The following is a 9,028-nucleotide window of genomic DNA, read 5'->3' as shown; positions in this document are numbered from 1 at the left end:
CAGGAAACGTGGAGCGGGCGATGGGAATCGAACCCACGTCTCTAGCTTGGGAAGCTAGGGTAATAGCCATTATACGACGCCCGCAGAGCACACGATTCTACAGGGTTTTGAGCGGTTTGGGGAGTAGGGGTTCGCGGACGCTGGCGTGAAAAGTGGCGCCACCCCGGAAGTCCTTGCTGGCAGCGCGTGGAAAAAGTGCAGCTGGCGAGCCAACGTAGACGCACGCTTTCGGGTTCAGTGCTTTCTTCGGCCGATCATACGCATTAGTTCTTCGCGGTTCGCTTCAAGAATGGAACCGATGGAAATCAAGGGTCGGCGCCGCGCTCGATCGACGAATGCTTGCGTCGAGAAGTATTCCATCAGTGCGGGCATGCGCTTCGGCCCGAGGCGGTTGCCCAACCACTCGGCCACGTCGCTGTCGAAGAATGGGAAGGTTTTCTTTGACGGCCGATGCACGGCGATCGCTCTCAACTTCGTGGTATTGATAATGTCCAATACGTCGCCGTCGAAGGTTAGTACTTCCGCCACATAGAAGTCCACGTGTGGAGCGTGGTCGGGGGTGACTGAAGTTAAAGCATCGAGGGCGCGAGGAATGTACATGTCCCATGCGCAGTTTCTAATTAGCGTCAGGGGGGCGGGGTGGTTCTGGATTGAGTTGAGCTTCTTAGAAATTCGAGATCCGCTGCTCCGAAGCAAAATGTCGCCGCAGACGATCAGTTCCCGGAGCATGATCGTAGACAGTTCTTCGTGCATGTAGGCGACCAACTGCGCTAGCTTATGCTCCTTAGCCCTATTGGACCCGAGTTCGATGATCTGGCTCCGGACGAGCACGGCCTCGATCAAGTTGAGCTGATCCTCCATGCCGGCGAAAAGTCCAGCCTTCAGATTCTGTTCGAATTCCACAATCAAGCCGTTGGCAAAGTTCTCCGCACTTTCACGGAATGTCGTGCGGAACCGTCTGCCCCATTCCGCAGTCAGCTTACTGCCGGACGACGCCAGCGCATGGATCGCTGCCACTGCCTCTTTGCATCTGGCGACCGTCTCGTCGTTCCAACAGCGTAAGGACTCCCACAGATAGAGGTAGGGATTAAGCTGTTGCAGCCGTGTTCCGATTTGATTGATTAAGTTGGCCCAACTCAGCAGTCCCGGCGGCGGATCGCCTTGGTAGGCGATTTTACGAATATAGGAAGCCGCATTGGAGTCTAGGAACACAGCCGAGCCGCCGCGAAAGCTCATTGGCCCAGATTGCACGACAAATGGAGCGTCTATCAACCATAGCGATTTCCCTCGGAATACAGACGTCGCAACGCCGGAGGGGCCTAGCGTCCGATTCAGCAGCTTGATGGATCCGGCATCGCTCTCCTCCGCAAAGAGGATCTGCCAGTCTTTCAAAGCGGTCGCGTTCATCTCGAACCGGCGCTGCGCTTCCAGTGCATTTGAAGCTGAGCAGACCTCCTGCACGAGGAGCTGCTCAGAGAATTTTGGGGATGCTGTTCGTTCGGAACCGTCAGACATCGAAGAAATCCAGAAGATGCGGGCGAGAACCATCTATTCCGAGATTCGTCCCTGCGCCACCAGTCGCGTTGTCCGGCTCGACTCAAGGTTTGCACTAGGACCAAACGTCTTTATTTCAAGCGAATAGCATTCGAGTCCCATTTCCCGTCGACTAGCGCACGATGAAGCATCCCGATGGTCAGAGCCTCTCGCTTAAAAGTGTGTGGCTTTCTCATCAGCTTCATTAGCAGATGATAGAGAATTCCTTCGCCCTCCATCAGGAAGTAGCGATGAAAATCATAATCGCCCCTGTCCACGCCAAACACTTCAAAGAAGTGCTGCATGAATTCGTCAGCATCGTCGCCCTGTTGCCCCAAATCCATTTCGATTGTCGATTCGGGTGTTATGGCCTTCTTCGGTGATACGCACGCTTCCTTTCTGACAAACGATTCGAGGTCTTCCCAGGTATGGCTTGCCATTAGAACACCCTATCCTCGGGCGAAACGATGCGGTTGTATTGAATGACGGTGTGATACCCGATCTGGGCAACATCGTTTGCCAAGAGAACCCACCCGACGCCCGGCAGCGTTCGACCGACAAACGTGCTGAGCTTGTGAGTCAAAATCCAACGAAGCCGCTTTATGCTGTTCAGCGTGAAGGTCGGCAAGACCTTCTTTTTTAGCTCGTAGCGGAACAGCGAACGAGACATAACGGAGGCGATAGACGTGCCCTTCGTTGCTCCTAATGGCTTGGCGCGCGTTGGCAAAATCGGCAGACCGGAAAAAATCAAGATGACGTATTCCACGTCGTCGATCCCGAGCTGCTCGCAGGTCTGCTCAACAGCGATGAATACGAAAAGCTCGGTTGGCTCCAGATCTTTGTGAGATCCGTAGCTATACGTGTTGTTCATGCGGCCCTCATGTTTGTTTTTTGCTTGGCTCGGATACGAGCCTACGAATAGCCGACGAAACGCCGCCTGTTCGTAGGTTGGATCGTATCAAAAAGCTGGGGCGGCGGGCGGTCCGTCTGGGGAATCGGACGGCGACGGGGATGGGACGTCATATCGCCATGCGTGAAACGCAGCCATCGTCAGATCCCGGGGCCTCGTGATTCGTGAAGCGGATGAGCTAGCGTTGCCGACTCCGACGTAGCGATGGATAGTCGCCGCATGGACGACACCGAACACCCAAACGATTTCCCGCCGCTGACCATCGTGCAGATTCAGGGGCTGGTGGAATCCATTCAAGACGCGTTCGGCAATGATTTCTCGCGGGCCGTTTTCACGAATCATCTATTGGTTCTGTTCGAAGACGTGCCGGGTTACGAGACGGGCGATGTGCCGGAGGCATTGATCGAGTCGGCGTGGGCTCTGTACAGCAGGCCGGGAGTCAATTCGTGATGCGACCGCTGTTCCCACTTGGGCAGATTGTTGCTACGCGGGCGGTGTTCGCTCATCTTGAACAGCACAATGCCAATCCCACTCCATACGTTGCCCGTCACGCATCCGGCGATTGGGGGAGTGTGCTCGCCGAGGACGCAAGGGCCAATCACAGCGCCGTCGAACATGGCGCTCGTATCGTGTCGAGCTACAACATTGCAGGCAAACGCGTCTGGATCATCACCGAGGCAGATCGCAGCGTAACGACACTGCTGTTTCCGGAAGAATACTGAGCATGAAAGGCAAGCATCCCATAGTGCCACAGATGGCGACGCCGGACATGATCCGTCGTCCGTTGCGCGACTTCATAGCGGAGTTGGCGCAACTTCCCATGACACAATCCGGCGAACCGGACTACGCCGAAGCTGAACCCGACGTGCTCGTCAGCCTCGCAGAATCTGCGGAACTCACGGCTCAAATTCTGTACGCCGGGCTGGCATCATTGGGCCTGTTGTACTCATGGCCGGCACACCAGATAGAGGATGGACGTGTCAGAGCGGCCCACGCCGCTGCGGTCGGTCGCCTGCAAGCCGAGATTGGGAGCTTGCTCCCGTACCTGAACCGGTTGTCGTCGGAATGCCGTCGATATACGGCAGACTACGAGGGATAGCCTCGATTAGAGCGAGTCACCTTCGAAGTAATCCGAATCGATCTTCTTGATCTTGTAGGTGCTGGCGGTCGAAACACCAACGTCATGTTCGACCAGGAGCTTCACAAGTTGATCGCCGTCGACGAGAATGATTTTCGCCGCGATGTTGCTCGTATATTCCCGGGCGTCGCGAGAAAACGACGACGTGGTAATGAATATTCCCTTGTTCGCGCGCTGGCCCTGCAACGCACCGGCGAATTTTTGAATTTCCGGACGACCAACGACGGTGTTTCCCCATCGTTTGGCTTGGACGTAAATCACGTCCAAGCCAAGCTTGTCCTCCTTGATGGTGCCGTCGATACCTTCGTCCCCGCTGCGACCGATTACGCTCCCAGCATCTTGACGGGATCCGCCGTAGCCCATTGCTACCAGCAAATCGATGACCAACTGTTCGAAGAAGGCGGGTGTTGAACGTTTGATTTGATCGAGCAACTCGCCTTCAAGGTTGGATTGCAGTCGTTGGTATGACAGGGCAAACAGTTCCTCTGGCGTCACGTCGGCATTGATCGAGGCAGCCTCCGCTGGTGAGGAGGAGGTTTGAGTCGAACCTGAATCATCTTCTCGTCTTTGGCGGAAGGCCACGAATTCAGGAAACCGATTGAGCATAGCTACGTCGATCTTCGCCGGGTTCTCTGCGAGCAACGCTTGGCCTCGCGGCGTGATATTGGAGTATCCGCGCCGCTTGATCTCGAGTAGACCAGCTTGCTTCAAGTATGTGCGAGCCCAGCCAACGCGATTGTTGAAGACGGGGGTGGTACCGCTCGGGAGAAGGGCATTGCGCTCCTCGTCGGTCAACTGGAGTTGGTCGGCGAGGGTTTCAATCATGTCCCGAAACCGATGTTCCTGTCCGTCTGCTGCCATGCGAAGGACCGGCAGCATGAGGGATTGATAGTCTGGAATGGGCATAGCGCTTGGCTTCGTGTTGGCTTCAATCATGATACCAAGGCCAAGCCCAATGCCTCGCATCGCTGAATGTGATGGGTCCGGGGTATCGGGAAGGGCTCAGGATCGACCTCGCCAAGTTGCCGCCCGTGGCTCGCAATTTCTTGGGATTGAACTGAATTAGCGAGTTGATGAGATGGGGCGGGGCATGTTTTTGTTTCGATACGGCCGGTGATCTGGTGAAGTTCGCAGCGCTATACCGTTAGCTTCTTGATATCCACGCAGGCGTGAAAACTGGCATCGCCGCGAAACCCGCATGGACAGTGGATCTACGAGGAGATGGGAGAAAACCTGAAGTGAGAACGCGCGTGAATAGTGGTGTTGCTTAACGCGTAGGGGCTTGGGAAGCTAGGGTAATAGCCATTATACGACGCCCGCAGAACGCACAATTTTACAGGGGTTCCGGTGCGGATGGCAAGCGCAAGAGTTTGGCCGGTGGTAGCGAAACTGGTATGGCTCGCTGGTGGGGGCGGTGGCTTCGCTAGGCTTAATGGCGAACCACCGATTAAGGGGGGCGTAGAAGCCGCCGCTCCCGTGGTCCGAGCCGTCTTTGTTACGCGTGTGCGGGAGTCGCAGCGTGTTTGCGCGGGCGGCCACCCTTGCGTCCGTTTTCGCGTGAGGCTGCGGCCTTGGCAGGCGACTTGATTGCGCCCATCCCGCGCGCAAGTTCGCGCATCCATCCCTTGGTGCCAAAAATGCCTTGCAGCAGGCCCGGGCCCCACAGACCGAGATCAAGGCGCGGCCAGTACAGCGAGGTACCCGCGCCCGAGACCTCGACCTCAGCCAGTTCGGCCAATGTCGGCGCATGCTCCAGCATGCTGAAGTCTTGCAGCAGTGCGATAGGGACCGCGATTTTCACGCCATATACGAAGGTGACCTCCAGCGTGCGTGTGGACCGTATGAAGCGAGCCGCTACGATGGTCGGCTCCTCTGCACCGCGTTTGCGTGCGGCGGCCATTTCGGCAGCAGTGATCTTAGCCATGTATGTTTCTCCATTCCCTGCAAAGGCGCTCGATTTCGGGTGCAATCAGTTCAGCAAGCCGGGCGATTGTGCGATCCGACATGCGCCCCTTGACTGTCCGCAACCTGAGCGGGCCGCGCGGACAGTTCAGTTCAAACACGCACGATGGACCGCTCGTTTTTTCGACGTGAACGTGCGGTGGCCTATGGTCGTTGGTGAATATTTGAACACGATAGCCGAGGATTCTTAGCAGTGTTGGCATGCCGGGATTATAACCTGACGTTAGGTTTTTTGCAGGTATGCATCGAGCGGTAATCCCTCCCTTCGTCACCAACGACTGTTCTCGACCTTGGCGGAATCCCATTTACCAAGGCTGGCAGCTGTGACGAGCATGCCGACCGTGATAGGAATGCGATCGAGCGCCTTTCGCCGCTTTCGCGACAGGGCTGTGACGAGCATGAGAAGAAGGCCGGACCCCTCGTCCACGAAGTAGCGCCCCGACGCGAAATCGCCTTCGTCGACCTTGAAGCGGGCAAAGAAGGCTTCCATGAACATCTCACCCTCGATGCCTGTGATACCGAGGTCGTCTTCAAGCGTCGTGGCCGTCGTGACGACCTTGCTCTGGGACAAGCCGCGCTCCTTACGCACGAACGATTCGACTTCTTCGAGCAGCAGAGAATTGCTCATAGTCGGTCCTCGGGCTTCACGAGTTGGTTGTAATGAACGGCGCTGCGGTAGCTGATGATCGACACGTCGTAGGCGAGGATGACTTCCCCGATGATCGGGACGGTGCGACCCAGTTGTAGATCGTTTGCGCTGTTGGCTCGAACTCGCGCGCAAGCTCTTCTGGCGAGCGACCGGCTTTCACTAACTCGACCATCTGTGCCCGAAATTCCGGCGCGTAGGGATTGAGAGCGCGTTTCTACAGGGTTTTGGGTGGGTTGGGGAGAGGGGAGTCGCGGTCGCTGGTGTGAAAAGTGGATCCTCTCCGGCAGTCCTCGCTGCCTGTCCGTTCGTCGCTTCATCGAGACGAGCAAGAAGGCGCGAACTTCATTGCACAGGACGTGAGCTTCCCGCTGGATGGCTCGCAAGCAACGCCGAGCAGCGCTCGCTCAGGAAGGCATGCAACTCGATGATCGCCGGCGTCAATTGCGAGCGGTGAGCACAAATCAAGTGCAGCGGCGAAGGCTCGCAATGCTCCGGCGGAAATAGCTCCACGAGTCGTCCTGCCTTCAGATCGTCGATGAGATCCAGTCGCGACTTGTAGACGATGCCTTCCCCCGCTATTGCCCAGCGACGAACGACATCGGCGTCATCGCTGATGCGATTGCCTGTCACTGCCACGATGCGCTCGCCGCCCGGCGGCGTAAAGCGCCAGCGTTCATGAATCTGCTCGCTCCAGACGTACCGAAGACAATTGTGTCGCCGCAGGTCCTCAACTTTGGCCGGTGCGCCATGTCGTTGGACGTATGACGGCGCGGCGCACAACGCCCGGCGGTTGTTGTCGACCAGTTTCATGGCCAGCAGCGACGAATCGGGCAGCGCCCCGTAGCGCACGACAGCATCCAGTGGCTGGCGGATGAGATCGGCCGCACGGTCGCTCATTTTGAGGTGCAGCGACAAGCCCGGGTGCCGGCGCTGAAATTCATCCAGCCACGGCAACAGCAGGTTTCGCCCAAAGTCAGACGGCGCCGACAGCCGCAGCGGCCCGGACAGTGCTCCCCGCCCGCTCGCCAGAGCCTGCTCGCCTTGCACGAGCGCGCCAATCATGATCCGCGCATGCGGCAGATAACGCTCGCCAGCCTCCGACAGTTGCATGCTTCGCGTCGAACGGGTGAACAGACGCGTGTCCAGCGCCCGTTCGAGCCGCTGCACTGACGCACTCGCATGTGCGGGCGCGATATTCAGCTGACGTGCCGCCTCCGAGAAGCTTCCGTAGTCCACCGTGTGCACGAAGATCTGGACGTCATCGAGTCGAATCATTTTCATCAAAACGCCGAAAGTGTTTGAGTTCGACGGGTATTTATCCGTGTTTCGACGAAAGATAACATGGTCTCAAACACTCTTGGAGAGCAAACCCATGAAAGCCATTGGTTTCTATCAGAACCATCCCATCAGCCACCCGGAGGCACTGCGAGATATCGAGCTGCCTACGCCGGAATTGCGTGGCCACGATCTGCTGGTGGAAGTGAAAGCGGTGTCGGTTAACCCCGTCGACACCAAAATCCGGCGCGGTGGCGACATCCCGGAAGGGACGGCGCGTATCGCCGGTTGGGACGCGGCGGGAATCGTCCGCGCAACCGGTCCGTTGGCCTCGCGTTTCAAGCCAGGCGACCGTGTCTGGTACGCCGGTGACATCACGCGGCCCGGCAGCAACAGCGAACTGCACGCCGTGGACGAACGTATCGTCGGCCCCATGCCGGCATCACTCGACTTCGCAGAAGCCGCGTCGTTGCCGCTGACGACAATCACTGCGTGGGAACTGCTGTTCGACCGCCTGCATGTTCAGGCAGCCGACCCGACCGACAACAACGTGCTGCTCGTCATCGGAGCGGCGGGCGGCGTCGGCTCGATTCTTACCCAACTGGCACGCGAGCTGACGGGTATGACCGTCATCGGCACGGCCTCGCGGCCGGAAACCCGCGAGTGGACGCTGGCTCATGGCGCACATCACGTTCTCGATCACCATCAACCCTGGGCACCCCAGTTGGCCGCGCTCGGTATCGAGCACGTTACCCACGTTGCCGGGTTGAACAATAGCGCCGCCTATGTGCCTCAAATCGCGGCCGTGCTTCGTCCGGAAGGACAATTTGCACTGATCGACGACCCGGTGGGACTGGACATCGGCCCATTCAAGGGAAAGTCTATTTCGATTCACTGGGAGCTGATGTTCACCCGCGCGATGTTCACCACCGACACCATCGCACGGCAGCACGCCTTGCTGCGCCGCGCGGCGCAGCTGGTTGACCAGGGGCGCCTCAAGCACACCGTGACCAGACGCATTGACGGCATCAATGCAGCCAGTCTCATCGAAGCGCATGCGCTGGTCGAGGCCGGCAAGACGATCGGCAAGGTCGTCGTTGCCAACCACTGAACCCGTTCGAGAAGGAGCATCAAGATGAAATCGCCCATCATCAGCACGGCCACGATCAGCCTCGAAGCCGCGCAAGCACTGTTGGCAGAAGCACGCCGAGCGTGCGCCGCGCGCGGGTTCGACGCGACAATCGCGATTACCGATGCCGGCGGCCACTTGCGGGCGTTTGAGCGCTCGGATTCCGCCCCGTTCCTGACCGTTGATGTCGCCATCGACAAGGCGTGGACCGCCGCGTCGTTCGGCATGGCCACGCACCAATGGAACCAGTACATGGCCGAGCCTGCCGTCGCTCCGCTGGCAAAGCATCCGCGGCTCATGCCGGTCGGCGGTGGCGTGCCGATCTTCCACGAAGGGCGTCTGGTAGGTGGCATCGGCATTTCTGGCGGAACATCGGTTCAAGACCATGAGGCCGCTGAGGAGGCGCTGCGTCGCGCAGGGCTGGCGCCGTAA

General features: G+C 58.3%; 14 protein-coding genes, 1 tRNA gene and 1 pseudogene. 5 read left to right on the top strand and 11 right to left on the bottom strand.

The features are described from left to right. Positions 1–9 precede the first annotated feature (9 nt). The 4 genes from C0Z19_RS04950 to C0Z19_RS04935 form a co-directional block, all read right to left on the bottom strand. Positions 10–84 (bottom strand) — tRNA-Gly (locus C0Z19_RS04950). Positions 85–234: 150 nt separating this feature from the next. Next, a complete protein-coding gene (locus C0Z19_RS04945) occupies positions 235–1,515 on the bottom strand; it encodes a hypothetical protein (protein ID WP_146011995.1) in 1,281 nt (426 codons plus the stop codon). 110 nt (positions 1,516–1,625) lie between these two features. After that, a complete protein-coding gene (locus C0Z19_RS04940) occupies positions 1,626–1,973 on the bottom strand; it encodes a DUF1493 family protein (protein WP_102608682.1) in 348 nt (115 codons plus the stop codon). Next, positions 1,973–2,404: an STM2901 family protein gene (locus C0Z19_RS04935; RefSeq protein ID WP_102608681.1), complete on the bottom strand. Its 432-nt coding sequence runs from the start codon at positions 2,402–2,404 to the stop codon at positions 1,973–1,975. The genes C0Z19_RS04940 and C0Z19_RS04935 overlap by 1 nt, the downstream gene beginning before the upstream one ends. Before the next feature lie 258 nt (positions 2,405–2,662). Here C0Z19_RS04935 and C0Z19_RS04930 point away from each other — a divergent pair, with 258 nt between their 5' ends. Genes C0Z19_RS04930 through C0Z19_RS04920 form a run of 3 tightly spaced genes read left to right on the top strand, consistent with a single transcriptional unit; the run spans position 2,663 to position 3,542 of the window. Then, the gene (locus tag C0Z19_RS04930; protein ID WP_102608680.1) at positions 2,663–2,893 is read left to right on the top strand and encodes a hypothetical protein; all 231 of its coding nucleotides are present in this window, start codon (positions 2,663–2,665) and stop codon (positions 2,891–2,893) included. Beyond that, positions 2,893–3,165, top strand: coding sequence for a hypothetical protein (locus tag C0Z19_RS04925; RefSeq protein WP_175084065.1), 273 nt, complete (start codon positions 2,893–2,895; stop codon positions 3,163–3,165). Before C0Z19_RS04930 ends, C0Z19_RS04925 begins: the two co-directional genes overlap by 1 nt. A 2-nt stretch (positions 3,166–3,167) precedes the next feature. Next, complete coding sequence (locus C0Z19_RS04920) at positions 3,168–3,542, top strand: hypothetical protein (RefSeq protein ID WP_102608678.1); 375 nt, start codon at positions 3,168–3,170, stop codon at positions 3,540–3,542. 6 nt (positions 3,543–3,548) lie between these two features. Here C0Z19_RS04920 and C0Z19_RS04915 read toward each other — a convergent pair whose 3' ends face one another. The 7 genes and pseudogenes from C0Z19_RS04915 to C0Z19_RS04890 all read right to left on the bottom strand — a co-directional run bounded on the left by C0Z19_RS04915 (position 3,549) and on the right by C0Z19_RS04890 (position 7,467). Further along, positions 3,549–4,517 carry a restriction endonuclease gene (locus C0Z19_RS04915; RefSeq protein WP_233196002.1) on the bottom strand — a complete coding sequence of 323 codons (969 nt, stop codon included), beginning with the start codon at positions 4,515–4,517 and terminating at the stop codon, positions 3,549–3,551. Positions 4,518–5,076: 559 nt separating this feature from the next. Next, positions 5,077–5,505, bottom strand: a complete 429-nt coding sequence (locus C0Z19_RS04910; protein WP_102608676.1) for a DUF2442 domain-containing protein — start codon at positions 5,503–5,505, stop codon at positions 5,077–5,079. Continuing rightward, positions 5,498–5,746, bottom strand: a complete 249-nt coding sequence (locus C0Z19_RS29065) for a DUF4160 domain-containing protein (protein ID WP_102608675.1) — start codon at positions 5,744–5,746, stop codon at positions 5,498–5,500. The genes C0Z19_RS04910 and C0Z19_RS29065 overlap by 8 nt, the downstream gene beginning before the upstream one ends. Before the next feature lie 65 nt (positions 5,747–5,811). Then, positions 5,812–6,171 (bottom strand): DUF1493 family protein, encoded by a 360-nt coding sequence (locus C0Z19_RS04900; protein ID WP_102608674.1) that lies wholly within the window; start codon positions 6,169–6,171, stop codon positions 5,812–5,814. After that, the gene (locus C0Z19_RS29210) at positions 6,168–6,236 is read right to left on the bottom strand and encodes a hypothetical protein (protein ID WP_483409868.1); all 69 of its coding nucleotides are present in this window, start codon (positions 6,234–6,236) and stop codon (positions 6,168–6,170) included. Before C0Z19_RS29210 ends, C0Z19_RS04900 begins: the two co-directional genes overlap by 4 nt. 59 nt (positions 6,237–6,295) lie before the next feature. Continuing rightward, positions 6,296–6,364, bottom strand: a pseudogene (locus C0Z19_RS29205) (hypothetical protein); the annotation flags it as partial. Between the two features lie 170 nt (positions 6,365–6,534). Next, positions 6,535–7,467 carry a LysR family transcriptional regulator gene (locus tag C0Z19_RS04890; RefSeq protein ID WP_102608672.1) on the bottom strand — a complete coding sequence of 311 codons (933 nt, stop codon included), beginning with the start codon at positions 7,465–7,467 and terminating at the stop codon, positions 6,535–6,537. Between the two features lie 97 nt (positions 7,468–7,564). Here C0Z19_RS04890 and C0Z19_RS04885 point away from each other — a divergent pair, with 97 nt between their 5' ends. Both C0Z19_RS04885 and C0Z19_RS04880 read left to right on the top strand, forming a co-directional pair. Further along, on the top strand, positions 7,565–8,578 hold the full coding sequence (locus C0Z19_RS04885) for a zinc-binding alcohol dehydrogenase family protein (protein WP_102608839.1): 1,014 nt from the start codon (positions 7,565–7,567) through the stop codon (positions 8,576–8,578). Between the two features lie 24 nt (positions 8,579–8,602). Beyond that, positions 8,603–9,028, top strand: coding sequence for a GlcG/HbpS family heme-binding protein (locus C0Z19_RS04880; protein WP_102608671.1), 426 nt, complete (start codon positions 8,603–8,605; stop codon positions 9,026–9,028).

Source organism: Trinickia soli, from assembly GCF_002879855.1.
GTDB lineage: Bacteria > Pseudomonadota > Gammaproteobacteria > Burkholderiales > Burkholderiaceae > Trinickia > Trinickia soli.
Note: the sequence above shows the minus strand (reverse complement) of the source record. Positions and strands in the feature narration are given on the sequence as shown.